This is a genomic window from Flavobacterium sp. TR2 (genome assembly GCF_025252405.1).
Lineage (GTDB): Bacteria > Bacteroidota > Bacteroidia > Flavobacteriales > Flavobacteriaceae > Flavobacterium.
Genome location: NZ_CP104307.1, coordinates 3144966 through 3160563, shown reverse-complemented (window position 1 = coordinate 3160563; position 15598 = coordinate 3144966). Strand labels below are relative to the sequence as shown.

14 protein-coding genes are annotated in these 15598 nt (G+C 36.6%); 5 read left to right on the top strand and 9 right to left on the bottom strand.

Features of this window, described 5'->3' with window-relative positions; translation table 11 throughout:
- Window positions 1-27: 27 nt before the first annotated feature.
- Complete coding sequence (locus N4T20_RS13950; protein ID WP_260669744.1) at window positions 28-777, bottom strand: 4-hydroxy-tetrahydrodipicolinate reductase; 750 nt, start codon at window positions 775-777, stop codon at window positions 28-30.
- A 357-nt stretch (window positions 778-1134) separates the two neighbouring features.
- Here N4T20_RS13950 and N4T20_RS13945 point away from each other — a divergent pair, with 357 nt between their 5' ends.
- From N4T20_RS13945 to N4T20_RS13935, 3 genes are all read left to right on the top strand, one after another.
- Window positions 1135-1566, top strand: coding sequence for a DUF1810 domain-containing protein (locus tag N4T20_RS13945; RefSeq protein WP_260669743.1), 432 nt, complete (start codon window positions 1135-1137; stop codon window positions 1564-1566).
- 146 nt (window positions 1567-1712) lie between these two features.
- Window positions 1713-1955 carry a VOC family protein gene (locus tag N4T20_RS13940; protein ID WP_260669742.1) on the top strand — a complete coding sequence of 81 codons (243 nt, stop codon included), beginning with the start codon at window positions 1713-1715 and terminating at the stop codon, window positions 1953-1955.
- A gap of 2 nt (window positions 1956-1957) precedes the next feature.
- A complete protein-coding gene (locus N4T20_RS13935) occupies window positions 1958-2362 on the top strand; it encodes a hypothetical protein (RefSeq protein WP_260669741.1) in 405 nt (134 codons plus the stop codon).
- A gap of 59 nt (window positions 2363-2421) precedes the next feature.
- Here the strand turns inward: N4T20_RS13935 and N4T20_RS13930 are convergent, their stop codons facing one another.
- The 5 genes from N4T20_RS13930 to N4T20_RS13910 all read right to left on the bottom strand — a co-directional run bounded on the left by N4T20_RS13930 (window position 2422) and on the right by N4T20_RS13910 (window position 11381).
- Window positions 2422-4422, bottom strand: coding sequence for a heavy metal translocating P-type ATPase (locus tag N4T20_RS13930; RefSeq protein ID WP_260669740.1), 2001 nt, complete (start codon window positions 4420-4422; stop codon window positions 2422-2424).
- Window positions 4423-5162: 740 nt separating this feature from the next.
- Window positions 5163-6437 (bottom strand): efflux RND transporter periplasmic adaptor subunit, encoded by a 1275-nt coding sequence (locus N4T20_RS13925; RefSeq protein ID WP_260669739.1) that lies wholly within the window; start codon window positions 6435-6437, stop codon window positions 5163-5165.
- Window position 6438: 1 nt separating this feature from the next.
- Window positions 6439-7680, bottom strand: a complete 1242-nt coding sequence (locus N4T20_RS13920; RefSeq protein ID WP_260669738.1) for a TolC family protein — start codon at window positions 7678-7680, stop codon at window positions 6439-6441.
- Between the two features lie 137 nt (window positions 7681-7817).
- Entirely contained in the window at window positions 7818-10937 is a 3120-nt protein-coding gene (locus tag N4T20_RS13915) for an efflux RND transporter permease subunit (protein WP_260669737.1), read from the bottom strand.
- A gap of 120 nt (window positions 10938-11057) precedes the next feature.
- Window positions 11058-11381 carry a DUF6660 family protein gene (locus N4T20_RS13910; RefSeq protein WP_294963660.1) on the bottom strand — a complete coding sequence of 108 codons (324 nt, stop codon included), beginning with the start codon at window positions 11379-11381 and terminating at the stop codon, window positions 11058-11060.
- 294 nt (window positions 11382-11675) lie between these two features.
- On the opposite strand from N4T20_RS13910, the gene N4T20_RS13905 reads away from it, so the two are divergent.
- Both N4T20_RS13905 and N4T20_RS13900 read left to right on the top strand, forming a co-directional pair.
- Window positions 11676-12797: a hypothetical protein gene (locus N4T20_RS13905; protein WP_260669735.1), complete on the top strand. Its 1122-nt coding sequence runs from the start codon at window positions 11676-11678 to the stop codon at window positions 12795-12797.
- Window positions 12798-12809: 12 nt separating this feature from the next.
- Window positions 12810-13580: a porin family protein gene (locus N4T20_RS13900; RefSeq protein ID WP_260669734.1), complete on the top strand. Its 771-nt coding sequence runs from the start codon at window positions 12810-12812 to the stop codon at window positions 13578-13580.
- Window positions 13581-13828: 248 nt separating this feature from the next.
- On the opposite strand, the gene N4T20_RS13895 is transcribed toward N4T20_RS13900, so the two are convergent.
- Genes N4T20_RS13895 through N4T20_RS13885 form a run of 3 tightly spaced genes read right to left on the bottom strand, consistent with a single transcriptional unit; the run spans window position 13829 to window position 15593 of the window.
- Window positions 13829-14428, bottom strand: a complete 600-nt coding sequence (locus N4T20_RS13895) for a chemotaxis protein CheB (RefSeq protein ID WP_260669733.1) — start codon at window positions 14426-14428, stop codon at window positions 13829-13831.
- Window positions 14407-15219 carry a CheR family methyltransferase gene (locus N4T20_RS13890; protein WP_260669732.1) on the bottom strand — a complete coding sequence of 271 codons (813 nt, stop codon included), beginning with the start codon at window positions 15217-15219 and terminating at the stop codon, window positions 14407-14409. Before N4T20_RS13890 ends, N4T20_RS13895 begins: the two co-directional genes overlap by 22 nt.
- Window positions 15216-15593 carry a response regulator gene (locus N4T20_RS13885; protein ID WP_260669731.1) on the bottom strand — a complete coding sequence of 126 codons (378 nt, stop codon included), beginning with the start codon at window positions 15591-15593 and terminating at the stop codon, window positions 15216-15218. The genes N4T20_RS13890 and N4T20_RS13885 overlap by 4 nt, the downstream gene beginning before the upstream one ends.
- Window positions 15594-15598 lie beyond the last annotated feature (5 nt).

The window sequence follows — 15598 nt, the reverse complement described above, 5'->3', positions numbered from 1 at the left end:
TTAGTGACTTTGCGGCAAAAAAAAAACTTAAACTGTAAAATAAGGCGTCAGAATATCTTCAAAATTATACAATCCTTTTTCTTTCTCTTTAAGGTTTTCGGCTACGAAAATAACTCCGTTTCCAAAAGCTTCTCTAGAAATTGATTCGTGTATCAAACGCACTGTTTGGAAAGGAAAACCAAAAATAACTTCATGTTTTCCGACAATTCCTCCTGCTCTAACCGAATTGATATTCTCTTTATCCACATCTAATGCTTCGGCAATTTTTACAGCTGTTCCAGATGTTCCCTGTTTGGTTTTAAAATGCTCTTCATTTACTTCAATATCAACCCAAGGTGCAATTTTCTTCAAAAATTTAGCGGCAAATAATAAATAGTTGACTCCCAAAGTAATATTTGGCGACCAAAAGACTGTTGTTTTTTTTGACAGCGATTTTAGAAAAGCCAGTTCTTTGTCTTTATAATGAGAAATAGCAGAAATAATTTTTACCTGCTTTTTTGCAGCCACTTCTCCGTATGTATAAATTCCCTGATGTGATGAAAAATCTATAATGACATCGACAGGATGTTTTTCTAATAATTCGTCAATAGATGTTTTTGAACTGGAATAGATTAAGCCGGGTTCTTCTGACTGCACTCCAAAAAATTCTGGAACCGATCTGTGTTCTAAAACCGTACTTTGGCGTAAAACCCATTCTAGGCAGAATTTTTTATTTTCTAATAATATTGAGGCTACTGATTTTCCAGTTTTTCCGAATCCGATTAATCCTATTTTCATAAGCATTTATTTTTTTATGGGCGAAGCTTGCCCGGTTGACAATATTGATACTGTAAGATGGCTAATATCAATCCTAATTGTAATTTTTGAGATCGGTTTTAGAACCGTCTGTCCATAAAAATAGAAAAATCATAACAGAATCACCAATTAAAACCGTCTTTTATAACACTTAAGTCATTTATTAATACGATTTTATCTGTTAATGAAATTTCCGAGTGCGGAATTTATAATAGCTTTTCTAAATTATTCGATTTAAAATGTTAAAAATTGATTTTAAAAAATACTTCGGATAGTACTCAAGTAAGCATATTTTGTTTAGATTTATCACCAGATATCCCCAAATTAATATCGTAAATAATGGCTTACAATAACAATGGACTACTTCGGTTTCTAGATGCTCAAAACAAATTGTACTTAACAGCTCTGGAGGAAATCAGGAAAGGAAAAAAAGAATCTCCTTGGATGTGGTTTATATTTCCGCAGATAAAAGGAATGGGTTCTAATGATACATCCAAATTTTACGAAATCAAGAATGCCGACGAGGCGATTGCTTTTCTTGAACACCCAATTTTAGGAAAACATCTGGTCGAAATTACTTCTGAACTCATTAAAAAGGAAGAAAGCGTTTCGGATATTTTTGAAAGTCTTGATGCAGAACAACTCCAATCCTGCATGACTTTGTTTGCCAGCGTTCAGAATACAGAACCTATTTTTCAGGAAGTGCTTCACAAGTACTTTGACGGTTCATCTGATTTTCATACGCTGCAGTTATTGTATAGCAATCTTTAAAGTTATTTTTAACCTGAGGTTTACTCGCGATATTATTTTACAATGCTTCCATTGATGCATAAAATGGAAACGTCTCTTTATTTTGAAAGCGATTTTTTAAATTTGATAGCAACTCAAGAGAAATTTCTTTACAAAAAAATAATATCATGAAAATAGATCAGATCGAAATCAAAACAAACGATATCCAGAAAACGAAAGCATTTTACCAGAAACTGTTTGGACTTGCTATTTTGGAGAATGACGAGAAATCGATAACATTTCAGGCTGGGAATTCTATTTTAAAATTTATTGAAGATTCTAAATTTAATTCCGTTTATCATTTTGCCTTTAATATTCCCGAAATCAGCTCGAAGAAGCCATTTTATGGTGCAGGAACAAAGTCGATTTAATTGTGCTCGAAGATAAAACTGTAGTTACGCATTTCGAAAATTGGAATGCGCATTCTATATATTTCTTCGATCATAGCGGCAATTTGCTAGAATTTATTGCGAGACATGATCTTAATAATGAACAAATTGGCGAATTTAACTCTGCTTCTATTTTAAGCATAAGCGAAATCGGAATCGTTACGGAGAACCCATTAAAATTAGGCAACCAATTAATTGAAGAACACGGACTCCAGTTCTTTTCTCAAAATGCAAATACTGAAAAATTTGCTGCAATGGGCGATCATGAAGGTTTATTAATTCTCGTTCAGCCTACTAGAAATTGGTATCCGACCCAAATTCCGTCAGAAAGCAACCCGATTAGGATTACTTTGGAGAATAACGATAATATAGTTAATCTCCATTTTTAACTCAAAAAGTCCAATTCAAACAAATGGATTGGACTTTTTGATATACTTAAAATGATGATTTAAAACCTCATTCTCTGAATTCTTACGGCATTCAAAATCGCTAACAGCGCTACTCCAACATCAGCAAAAACAGCTTCCCACATCGTGGCAAGTCCGCCTGCACCAAGAATTAATACAAAAGCTTTTACGACAAAAGCCAAAGTAATATTCTGCCAGACAATTTTTTTGGTCTGTTTTCCGATATTGATTGCCATTGCAATTTTACTCGGTTTATCATCCTGAATTACAACATCGGCAGTTTCTATGGCAGCATCGCTTCCTAAACCTCCCATAGCAATTCCAACCGTGCTTAAGGCAATTACAGGAGCATCATTTACGCCGTCGCCGACAAAAGCAATTGTTTCGTTTTTCGCTTTAATTTCATTGACTTTATCCACTTTATCTTCTGGGAGCAAATCGCCAAAAGCTCTTGTGATTCCTAGTTTTTCGGCTACAAACTCTACAACGTTGGTCTTATCTCCGCTCAGCATGGTCAATTTTACTCCTAAAGATTTTAGTTTCGAAACCGTTTCTTTGGCATCTGCTTTAATTTCGTCTGCAATAGTAAGATAACCCGCAAATTTACCTTCGTAAGCAATTGCAATTGTGGTATAAACTATAGAGGATGGGTCAATATCATACGTAATTGAATATTTATCCAAGAGTTTAAAATTCCCTACAAACAGTTCTTTTCCGTTGTATGCTGCTTTTAATCCGTATCCAGATATTTCTTCGATTTCTTTTAGCTCTACCGACGGATCAACGGGCCCCACATGATTATGAATAGCTGTTGCAACGGGATGTGTGCTCCTATTTTCAAGCGCATTGACCAATTTTAAGATTTCGTCCTTATCAAATTCGGGTTTTATAATGACTTCTTGAACTTTAAAAACACCTTCGGTCATCGTTCCGGTTTTGTCTACCACTACATTTTGAATCGTCGAAATACTATCTAGAAAATTACTTCCCTTAAACAAGATTCCGTTTCTGCTCGCAGCGCCAATTCCGCCAAAATATCCAAGCGGAATACTTATGACTAAAGCGCAAGGGCAAGAAATTACAAGGAAAACCAACGATCTGTAAAGCCAATCTGTGAAGACATAATTATCGACAAAAAGCATCGGAATCAAACAAATTCCAATAGCAAGAAACACCACAATGGGCGTATAGATTTTAGCAAACTTTCTAATGAACAGTTCGGCTGGCGCCTTTTTGGTTGTGGCGTTTTGCACCAACTCCAAAATTTTAGATAATTTACTGTCGCTGTAAGCTGCTGTTACTTTTACTTCGGCAATTGTATTGCCATTTATCATTCCGGCCAAAACGGTTTCGCCATTCTTTTTGGTATCGGGTTTGCTTTCTCCAGTCAAAGCCGCTGTATTAAAGGAAGCGAAGTCTGACAATAATTCGCCATCTAAGCCTAGTTTTTCTCCTGCTTTAAGCTGGATAACAGCACCGATCTGTACATCTTTGGCTTTGACTTTTACTGCAATATTGTTTTCCAAAACATGAACCTCATCGGGACGCTGATCCAACAGGCTTTTAATGCTCGATTTTGCTCTGCTAACTGCCATTCCCTGAAAAGTTTCTCCAATCGTATAAAAAAGCATTACGGCAACTCCTTCTGGATATTCTCCAATGGCAAATGCTCCAAGTGTGGCAATGCACATCAGAAAAAATTCAGAGAAAACATCTCCTTTTATAATGCTTTCGTAAGCTTCTCGCAGAACAGGAAGCCCTACTGGAAGATATGCAACTGCATACCATGCAATTCTAACATATCCAGCAAACCATTCCTGTGGAAAATAGTTATCAAAACCAATTCCGATGATCAATAAAAGAAAGGAAATAATAGATGGGAGAAACAACTTAAACAAATTGCCGCTCGCGTTGTGCTCATGGTCATGACCGCCATGATCGTGCCCGTCATTGTCGGAATGTATAGGTTCATCATGTGAACAGCTGCAAGAAGGTTTGGCTTTATTTTTTGTGATTTTTGCTTCTTTATCTTGATGTATCATTTTTTTGAGTTTCAAGTTTCAGGTTTAATCCCGATAACTATCGGGACACGTTTTTATGCCTGAAGTTTTGTTTAAATAATGTTCTAAATTTAAGCATTTTGTGGCAAAGTTTATTGCTATGAAGGCACTAAGATGCTAAGTTTTTTGTTTCACGCTGATTTAAAAAAGATTTAAGCTGATTTATACAAATGATTCTAAATTAAATCTGCTAAAATTTGAAAAAATCTGCGTAAAAAAATATTTGAATTCTTTTAATGTTTAGCAAAACTTTCTTTTTTCAATTGCCTCCAGCTTTAGCTCGAGTTATTGTAGAATACAAAGAAGGCTATAGCCTAAAATGCGTCAGTTTGGCTAAAGCCCTATACAATCTTATTAAATACCTCCAGCTGAAGCTGGAGGCAATTCAAATTAATATTATAATTGCTTCGAAGGCACTACACTTTTTAAGTGAAAAAACATTAATCTCGCAAAGATGTACTTTTGAAACTTCTTGAGCAAAGTTTATCAATTGAGTTGCCTCCAGCTTTAGCTGGAGACATTATAATAGACACAAAGAAGGCTTTAGCCTAAAATGCGCCAGTTTGGCTAAAGCCCTATACAATCTTATTAAATACCTCCAGCTAAAGCTGGAGGCAATTCAATTAATATTATAAAAAACTGTTTCGTGCTGCTCTTGCGAACAAATTCAACTTTAAAAAACTCAACAGCTTAGCAGCTTAGAACCTTAGCATCTTAAAAAATTAATGCGTATGCTCTCCTCCGCCCTTCATTGCTGAAAGCAGATAAAATGCTCCTTTCGTTACAATTTTAGCATTTTCTGGAATATCATTTACAAATTTAACTTCTGTAAAACCTAAATCGGTTGTTCCGGGAATTACTTCTATGGCTTTAAAATGAATTTCTTTTTCATGCGCTTCTTCCTTTTCACCTTCTTTATGCTCGTGTTTTTCTTCCGCGTGTTCTTTCTCTTCAACAAAAACAAAATACTTGTCGGCATTTTTGACCACTGCATCTTTCGGAAGAGCCGGAACTGTCGCGTTTGTAATATTAATATTTGCAGAAACGTACATTCCTGGAATCAGGCCTTTTGCGTCGGCAGGATCAATTTTAGCATGAACAGCAACCGTTTTGCTTTCGTTAGAAAAAGATTTATTGATTCCGAAAATCTTTCCTTTAATCGATTTATTCGACTGATTTGTCAGAACAAAATCGATTACCTGACCAATGGAAATTGAGCCTAAGTCTTTTTCGTATACATTCAAATCCAAATGCATCTGGCTATTGTCAACTACTTCAAAAAGCGAAACGCCTGTATTGGCAAAAGCTCCTTTTGCAATATTGATTTTTCCCACATAGCCATTTATTGGCGAAACAATAGGCACAACCGATGTTGCTCCTTTTGCATTAACATTCAGAGCATCTAATTTGTTTTTTGCTGCCTGCGCACGAGCTCTTTCGGCTGCCAGTTTGGCTTTTACTTCCTGAAAAGTCTTTCTCGGATTTACATTTTCATCGCTCAACGTTTTCTGGCGGTTGTATTCTAACTGAAGGTATTCTACATTGGCAACAGCCGACTGGTAATCTTCCTGCATTCCTATAACTTCCAGATTCTGAATTGTTGCCAGCACTTTTCCTTTGTTTACATAGGTTCCTTCCAAAACAAAAATATCTTTTACCGTTCCGCCAATCAAAGTCGAAACCTCTGCTGAGTTTTGCGGCGGAACTGTCGTGTAGCCATTTGCTTTAATGACTTTGTTTAGATTTCGGTCTTCTACAGTACCGGTTTCTATGCCCACGGTTTTGTACTGAGAAATGGTCAGTGCCACTTCAGTCGTTTCTTTTTCTTCTTCCTGCGGTTCTTCGGCTTTATTCTGATTGCAGCTTATTAAGGTAACCACAAAGAGCGCAAAGGTTCCGCAAAGGACGCTAGGTTTTACTCCCTTGCGAACTTTGCGCTTTGTCTTTGCGTGCTTTGCGGTTAAATTCTCAATTAAATTCATAACTATATTTTTCATTTTAATTGTTTTTGATGGTTGGAAATTGAAGTTCGATTGCACTTTGATTATAGCTGTGAGTTGCTTCTGCAAATTGTTTTTTAATATCAATGGCCTGATTTAAAAAACTGATATACGACCAATAACTCATGTCGCCATTGGCATAGCTTTTTTGTGCCGTTTCAATAATCTGATCGGCATAATGCAGACCTTCATTCTGAAAATAGGCTAAGTTTTTCTGCTGTTTTTTGAAGTTATTCTGCAATTCTTCCCTTTGCAGACTCAGCATCATTTTATTTCTGTCTAAAGCCAGTTGCGACTGCGAAATACTGATTTCTGCCGCCTTTGCTTTTGTGGTGTTAACTCCCCCAAATAACGGAATCTGTAATCCAGCCGTAAAACCCTGAAACAGCGATTCTGTATTGATAGTCTGTGCAAAATATCCCAAACCGACTTTTGGCGTACGCAGCGCCTTAAATGTTCCCGCTTCTTTCTGATACACTGAAATCTGCTGCTGATAGAAATCGGTCATTAGGCTCTCGGCCTTTGTGTTTTCTTGATTTTCTATAAATGTATACTGCAAATTAGTTTTGGAATCGGGAACTATATTTTCGTCTGTCTGAATAAAAAACTGCAATTGTTTCTGATAAATCGCCAGATCATATTCTAACTGCGCTTTCTGAGTTTCAATTTCTTTTACTTTGGCTTTGGCACTAATTACTTCGATATTTCCGCTTTCTCCAGTTTTAAAACGCAATTCGGCATTTTTTAGGAATTTCGTGTATATATCATTCAATTCTGAATTGAGTTTCTGGATTGAAACGCCATATAAATATTGGTAATACGCCAATGTAACCGCTTTTTCAATTTCATACGAAGACAGGGCTTTTTGCTTCTCGGCCAATTTTGCCAATTCTTCCTGCAATTGTCGGTTGGCTTTTGTAATATTTCCTAACGGAAAAAACTGTTGCACCGAAACGTTGTGATCAAAATCGGCACTATTAAACTGACCGCCCTGATACTGCACTTGCAAAGGATCTGGCTGAAATGCAGCTTTCTTCAAAACGGTTTGTTTTTCAATCTCTTTGTCAGCGATTTTTAAGTCAATGTTGTTAGATTTTGCCAGTTCTATTGCCTTTTCCAAACTGATGGATTGTTGTGCTGAAACAACAGTGCTTGCCAATAGAAATGCACTTAACCCCAATCCTGTTAGCCATCGGGAGCGAAGCTTTTTCAATTTGGTATTATATATTGATTTTTTCATTATTTTATTTTTTATTTCTCGCAGATTTTGCAGATTTAGGAGATTTTTTTTAATTAATCTGCCAGATCTGCTGAATCTTCGAGAGGAATTTTCTATACGCAGTACTAAATTATCTGATTATCAAATTTTCTCATTTACTAATTATCTCTGCGGTTAAACTTCTCCAACAGTAAATACAAAATCGGCAGAACGATTAACGTTAATAAAGTTGCTGAGATTAGTCCGCCGATTACAACGGTTGCCAATGGTTTCTGCACTTCTGCTCCCCCGCTTGTCGATAATGCCATTGGAAGAAATCCTAAGGAAGCCACGGCAGCAGTCATTAAAACGGGACGCAAACGTGTTTTAGTTCCGATCAAGATTCTCTGAAACGGATCTAAAATGCCTTCTGCTTTTAATTGATTGAAATACGAAATCAATACAATTCCATTTAAAACTGCAATTCCGAACAAAGCAATAAAACCAATTCCGGCAGAAATGCTAAAAGGCATTCCCCTCAGCGAAAGCGCAAAAACGCCTCCAATTGCCGACAACGGAATGGCACTAAAAATAAGCAGCGCTTGTTTGGCACTTTTAAAAGTAAAATACAGCAAGACTAAAATAAGTCCCAAAGCAATTGGCAAGGCTACAGAAAGCCTTTTGGATGCTTCAATCAGATTTTCAAATTGTCCTCCGTAAGTCACATAATAACCTACTGGAAGCTTATAGCTTTTATCTAATTTTGCCTGAATTTCCTCCACTACACTTTTAATATCTCTTCCTCGAACGTTCAATCCAACGGTTATTCTCCGTTTTCCGTCTTCGCGGATGACCTGTACAGGACCTTGTTCGTAGTCAACAGAAGCAACTTGCGATAAAGGAACCTGTTGCCCATTTGGAAGCGGTATAAACAAATTGCTTACATCTGTGATATCGCTACGATTATTTTCGTCCATTCTTACCACAACATCAAATCTTTTGCTTTCGTCATAAATCTTTCCTGCAACCTCTCCTGCAAAAGACGAACGGATAATTTGATTGATATCAGAAATATTCAATCCATAAAGTGCAATTTTGTCGTAGTCGTATTTGATGGTAATTTGCGGCAGACCTGTGACTTTATCGGCTTTTAAATCTCCGATTCCTTCAATTCCTTTTATTTTCGAAATTAATTCAGTCGCTTTGGCATCCAAAATATCCAAGTCATCGCCAAAAATTTTAATGGCGATATCCGATCGGCTGCCCGTCATCAATTCGTTAAAACGCATTTGGATGGGCTGAGAAATCTCGATATTGGCTCCTGGTATAATTTCCATTTCCTTTTTCATCGCATTGGCCAGTTCTTCCCAATTATGGTATTTGCCTTTCCATTCTTTTTTGTCTTTCAAAACAATAATCAAGTCGCCGCTTTCAATTGGCATTGGGTCGGTTGGAATTTCACCGCTTCCAATTTTGGTCACAATAGTTTTGATTTCTGGAAATTTGGCTTTCAGAATCTGCTCATATTTTGTCGTAGTTTCAACCATCTGCGTAAGCGAACTTCCCGTCATAATGGTAGCATTGATTGCCAGATCGCCTTCTTCGATTGTCGGAATAAATTCTCCCCCCATATTTTGGAAAACGATAAAGGCAAAAGCAAATAATCCAACTGCAACAGAAAGCACAACTTTTTTAAATTCCAGCGCTTTTTTCAATAGCGGCATATAACGGCTTTCTAACCAGGCAATCATACGATCACTAAAGTTTTCTTTGTGTTCTGTTTTTTTCGAAAGAAACAAAGCACTCATCATCGGAATATAGGTGAGCGAAAGTATAAATGCTCCAATAATTGCAAAACCTACTGTCATGGCCATTGGCTTAAACATTTTTCCTTCGGTTCCTATTAAGGCTAGAATCGGCAGATACACAATCAAAATGATAATTTCACCAAAAGCCGCACTATTCCTTATTTTTGAAGCCGAATTGTAAACCTCAGCATCCATTTCTTCCTGGGTTAATTCTTTTTTGTTTTTGAATTTCTGCAGGTGATGCATCGTAGCTTCGACAATAATCACAGCGCCATCGACTATAATTCCGAAATCTATAGCGCCGAGGCTCATTAGATTTCCGCTTACGCCAAAGGCATTCATTAAAATAACGGCAAACAGCATTGCCAATGGAATTACAGAAGCGACGATTAGTCCCGCGCGAAGATTTCCTAAAAATAAAATCAGGACAAAAATTACGATTAAAGCTCCTTCCAATAAATTCTTGGCTACAGTTCTAATAGAGTTATCTACCAGTTTTCCTCTATCAATAAAGGCTTCGGCAACCACTCCTTCAGGCAGGCTTTTGTTTATTTGAGCCATTTTTTCGTGAACACGATTTACAACAGCGCTCGAATTTTCTCCTTTCAGCATCAAAACCATTCCAGAAACGATTTCACCTTTTCCGTCTTTTGTCGAAGCCCCGTAGCGTAATGCAATGCCCTCACGCACCTTTGCAACGTTTCGAACCAAAACTGGAGAACCATTTCGGTTTTTTACAACCACATTTTCAAGGTCTTTGATGCCTGTTGCCATTCCGACACCACGAATGAAATAGGTATATTGGTCTTTCTCGATATAAGCACCTCCTGTATTTTGATTGTTTTTTTCTAAAGCATCAAAAATTTCAGTAATGGTCACTCCAAGGCTGTTGAGCATATTTGGATTTACGGCAATTTCGAATTGCTTGAGTTTTCCGCCCCAAGTGCTGACCTCTGCAACACCTTTAATTCCCTGCAATTGCGGAATGATAATCCAGTCCTGAATAGTTCTAAGCTCTATCGCGCTGTATTTGTTTTCGTAGCCCTTTTTGGCGTAAACATCATACTGGTAAATTTCTCCTAATCCTGTAGAAATTGGTGCTAATTCGGGTGAATTTACATAATCTGGAATATTCTCTTCGGCTTGTTTTAAGCGCTGGAATATCTGTTCTCGCGCCCAATAAATATCGACGTCGTCTTCAAAAACAACGGTGACTACCGATAATCCGAAGCGGGAGATGCTGCGGAGTTCTATTACATTTGGAATTGTTTTTACCGCTCTCTCTAAGGGATAGGTAATTAATTGCTCTACTTCCTGGCTTGCCAGTGTCGGTGCAGTAGTAATAATCTGAACCTGATTGTTGGTTACATCTGGCAGGGCATCTAGCGGCAATTTTTTAAGCGAATAGCTTCCCCACGCTATAAGCGCAAGGGTAAATAATAGTACCACGAATTTGTTTCGTATACTAAACTGAATGATTTTATCTAACATTTGAATATATAATGACGTGAGAAATGAGACAATTAAATTGTCTGTAAACGTGTGGAAAGTCCACAACTCTCTCGCCCGTTTCCAATTCCGATAGCTATCGGAGCTGAACAGGCATAATCATTATGCTATCTGAGGGGGCTGCCAAATACTTCCGTAGAAATTGGAAATAAAAACAGAATTATAATTGGGTACAGCTATAGAAATCTGATTGTAGGCTTTAGGAAATTCGAAAACCACAGCAGAATGGTAGCTTAAAACTTGTGCGCCACAGCAATTGCAGGCACAAAAAGGAGAACATAAGTCATTGGTTTTATCATGCGAATGATTGTCTTCGGAGGCAAACTGAGCTGTTTTGTGCATAGCGCTGTTTACTTCCATATCTGCACATGGCATATTTGACAATGCCAATAGATAAATTGATAATATGACTGTTATCCATTTCACAGCTGTAAAAATACAATTTTCCAGTAAACAAATAAAAGATAATATTAAAAATAATAATGGCTTTAAGCACTTGAAAATTATTTCGGTAGTTTTTCTATTTTATCCAAAAAAATTATCCGAGGTAAGAAAATTTCGTTAACTTTAACAATAATTTTAACAATTCTTTAAGTTCCTAATTTTAATTCCTAAAAAACATTTTTCTATAAGCCAAAAAAATAACAGAGATTTCTTTTACGCACATTAGTACAATTTATTTTTCGCAGTCTAATTAATTAATTTTAAATATTCTAATCAATGAAATGTAATACACTAATATCAGCCTCTTTATTATTTTTCAGCATACAGATTTTCGGACAAGTTTATACCGATAAAATTGTAGGAGAAAAAAACCAAACGTTAAAAGACAGCCTTAAAACAGAAGAATATCCTTATGCTCTTCCTATTTGGGGAGAAAAAGTAGCCCAAAAGGGATATAAACTTCCTTATTCAGCCGGAGTATCAGTAAATTGGTTCTGGCAAGAATCAGAAATTGTTATCAATAATCTACAAGTTGGTTTTAATCATGGCCAGCTTTACAATCTGGATGAAATTGTACGATTTGACAAATCAACTGTAGAAGCAAGTGCTTTAACTGTTCGTCCCGATGTCTGGCTTCTTCCTTTTTTAAACATTTATGGAATTTTTGGAAAAGCCAATACTTCAACAAAAATAAATGCAGGCATTTGGGTTCCTGATGCCGATAATAATTGGTCTCAAATTGCTACTTTCAGCACGAAAGCAAATTTTAATGCCACTACATTTGGTATTGGTATGACACCTACAATTGGTATTGGCGGAGGCTGGTTTGCACTAGATATGAACATGGCTTGGACCGATATCAGTTCGCTTGACAAACCTGCTTTTTCTTATATTTTTGGCCCTAGATTTGGAAAAACATTCAAATTCAACAAACCTGATCAAAATGTGGCCATCTGGGTTGGGGGTTTTAGAGTTCATATTTCTGGTGACACCAATGGAGATTTGCCATTGTCTGACTTTATAGATCTAAGCAATGCTCAGGCTAAAGTGGACAGCGGTTTGGAAAAAGTAACCGAAAATCAAAATAAAGTAAATGCATGGTGGGACGGTTTGACTCCTGCCGAGCAAAAAAATCCAGCCAATATTGCCAAACACAATACGGCAAACAGAGCTTTAGAAAGCGCAGGCAATATTTTAACCACATTGGATGGGGCATTAAGCACTGCCGAAAATTCTTCTGTACAATATTCGCTTCAAAAAAGACCTAAAGATATGTGGAACTTTATTATTGGATCTCAGTATCAATTCAACAAACATTTTATGTTTCGTGCAGAATGCGGTTTCTTAGGTTCTCGTACGCAGGTATTAGGAAGTCTTCAGTATCGTTTTGGACTTTAATTCGGAAATGGTATGAAAAAAGGTTTTCTAATCTTTACTGCTTTTTTTTGCATTGCTACGGCACAATCGCAAGTTTTGATTTCCTTAATATTTGGAGATAAACTCAATTCTGAATTTTTAGAGTTTGGTCTGGAAGGCGGCGCTAATTTTTCTACGATTTCAAATATGGGGTCTTCTGCCTTAAATCCGGGCTTTAATCTTGGCTTTTACTTTGACCTGAGGTCTAGGAAAAACCCAGCTTGGATGATTAATACGGGAGTAATTGTAAAATCGCCTATGGGAGCTAAAGAAATTCCTTTGTATTCTCTAAACGATGAAAACCTCGACAATACTTTTGCCGGCGGGCATATAAATCGTGAAATTCGTTATTTTAATGTTCCGATATTAATTAAGTACCAATTCAAAAACAACATTTATCTCAAAACAGGGCCTCAATTTGGTTTGCTGGCCAAAGCCTTTGATGAGTTTAAAAACGAAATCAACAACGACGATGTGGTGTACAAGAAAAACATTAGAGATCAGGTTCATGTTATAGATGCCGGACTTGCATTTGGCGCTGGCTATCATATGAATGTTGGAAACGGTTTAAATATTACGGTTCAATATTATTACGGACTTGTTACTGTAATGAAAGGAGATGGTCCAAATAATCAATATAACAGATCCTTGTATGTTACTGCAGGATTGCCAATTGGAAAAGGAAAAGCTGCACAAAAGAGAGCCGAAAAAGAAGCTGAACTCAATAAAGTAGTTCTTCCGGAAGACGAAAAAAATAAACCTTAAAATTTTAGATTAAGGATTAACGATTTTTGATTTTAGATTTGATTCCATTAAATATTTTATGAAATCTCTTCCATCTGAAGTCAAAAATAAGCAATCTTGGTTTTAACATATCGTTATTTGGCTATAAATATTTTGTACCGATGGAACTAATTCTAAATTACCATACGCCAAGAAAAAGCTTCGGAGAAGCTAAATATATCGCATAATGTATCGGCATCTGAAAAGCCCCAGAGGGGTGACACTTTATTTCAAATAACTTCCGGTTCCTGATTTATTTCTTTTATAAACTCAAGAATTTCTTCGGTGCTTAAAACAAAGTCTGGAACGGTATGCAGAATTGCATTATTAGGCATAAAAGGCATTTCTGCAGAAAGCGGATTCTGAACCACGCTTATTCCTCCAGCTGCCTGGATTGCACGAAGTCCTATTGTTCCGTCAGAATTGGAGCCCGAAAATAAAATTCCAACCAAATGTTCGCGATATATTTCTGCAGCAGATTCAAAAGAAACATCTATGCTTGGCCTGCTGTAGTTTATTTTTTCTGAAGTGTCTAATGAAAGCGTCTCATTTTTCTCGAATAGCAAATGATAATTGGAAGGAGCGATATAAATAAATCCTTGTTCGAGTTTTACTTTATCTTCTACTTCTTTTACTTTTATTTTAGATTTTAAAGCAATTAGGTCTTCTAAGGTTTGTTCGTCTGAGTTTTTTCTATGAACCACAATTACTATAGCAAAAGAAATAGTTTTTTCTAGAAAGGGCAAAATCTGCAATAATGCCTGCAAACTTCCTGCCGAACCGCCCATGATCACGACTTTACAATCTGTTATTCTTTTATTTTTCTCCATATTTTCTCTTTAGCAAATTGTTTGTATTTGGTTTGAGATATAGAATATTTTATCGTTTCTTTTGTTCCGAGTGCCAAAAAACCCAAAACAGCTAGACTGTCATCAAATAAGTTAACGACCCGTTTCTGTAGATTATTATCAAAATAAATCAAAACATTGCGACATAAAATAAGGTCAAACTCATTAAATGAATTGTCTGAAACCAAATTATGCTGTGAGAAAACCATTTTTTCAGAAAGGCTTTCATTAAATTTTGCAAAACCGTAATTGGCGATATAATAATCCGAAAAATCTTCCTGCCCCCCTGCATCGCGATAATTATCGGCATAATCTTTTATCATTCGCAACGGAAAAATACCGCTTTTGGCTGTTTCCAAAACCGTTGCGTTTATGTCTGTTGCGTATAATATCGATTTATGCAGCAAACCCGCTTCTTTCAGCATAATAGCCATTGAGTAGACTTCTTCTCCCGTAGAGCATCCTGCGTGCCAGATGCGTATAAAAGGTTTTGTTCCTAATAATGGAAGAACTTCTTTTCGGAGTGTCAAATAAAATGAAGGGTCGCGAAACATCTCGGTCACATTAACCGTAATTTCGTCAATCATTCTTTTGCAATATTCTGGATCTGTACGGACTTTAGATAAAAAATCATGAAAATGCTTAAATCCATCCAAATAGAAAACCCGGCTTACACGTCTTTTGAGTGATGCTCTGGAGTAGCTTCCAAAATCAAAACCATAATATTCGTAAACATCATTTATAAGAGTTTCTAATTCAATATCTTCAATCATAATTCATTTAAGTTTCCTCCCAAAATCTGAAGCAATTTATCAACATCAACAGGTTTTGAGATGTAAGCATCAGCTCCAGCTTGTAAACATTTTTCTTTATCTCCCGCCATTGCCTGCGCTGTTACGGCAACCACCAAAGCAGCTTCTTGCGACGGAATTGCTCTTATAAGCGGAATTGCCTCATAACCATCCATTTCTGGCATCATCATATCGAGTAAAACGGCATCGATCGATGCGTCTTCGCGCAATATTCTTAGCGCTTCTTCGGCGCTTTGGCAAGATATGCAATCATACGATTTTGCTTTTAAGGTATTCACCAAAGCAAAAATATTTCTAGAATCGTCATCTACAATCAACACACGTTTCTTTCCCATTTACA

Coding starts and splice junctions, on each gene's coding strand:
- N4T20_RS13950 (WP_260669744.1), bottom strand. CDS start 777: ATGAAAATAGGATTAATCGGATTCGGAAAAACTGGAAAATCAGTAGCC.
- N4T20_RS13945 (WP_260669743.1), top strand. CDS start 1,135: ATGGCTTACAATAACAATGGACTACTTCGGTTTCTAGATGCTCAAAAC.
- N4T20_RS13940 (WP_260669742.1), top strand. CDS start 1,713: ATGAAAATAGATCAGATCGAAATCAAAACAAACGATATCCAGAAAACG.
- N4T20_RS13930 (WP_260669740.1), bottom strand. CDS start 4,422: ATGATACATCAAGATAAAGAAGCAAAAATCACAAAAAATAAAGCCAAA.
- N4T20_RS13925 (WP_260669739.1), bottom strand. CDS start 6,437: ATGAAAAATATAGTTATGAATTTAATTGAGAATTTAACCGCAAAGCAC.
- N4T20_RS13920 (WP_260669738.1), bottom strand. CDS start 7,680: ATGAAAAAATCAATATATAATACCAAATTGAAAAAGCTTCGCTCCCGA.
- N4T20_RS13915 (WP_260669737.1), bottom strand. CDS start 10,937: ATGTTAGATAAAATCATTCAGTTTAGTATACGAAACAAATTCGTGGTA.
- N4T20_RS13905 (WP_260669735.1), top strand. CDS start 11,676: ATGAAATGTAATACACTAATATCAGCCTCTTTATTATTTTTCAGCATA.
- N4T20_RS13900 (WP_260669734.1), top strand. CDS start 12,810: ATGAAAAAAGGTTTTCTAATCTTTACTGCTTTTTTTTGCATTGCTACG.
- N4T20_RS13895 (WP_260669733.1), bottom strand. CDS start 14,428: ATGGAGAAAAATAAAAGAATAACAGATTGTAAAGTCGTGATCATGGGC.
- N4T20_RS13890 (WP_260669732.1), bottom strand. CDS start 15,219: ATGATTGAAGATATTGAATTAGAAACTCTTATAAATGATGTTTACGAA.
- N4T20_RS13885 (WP_260669731.1), bottom strand. CDS start 15,593: ATGGGAAAGAAACGTGTGTTGATTGTAGATGACGATTCTAGAAATATT.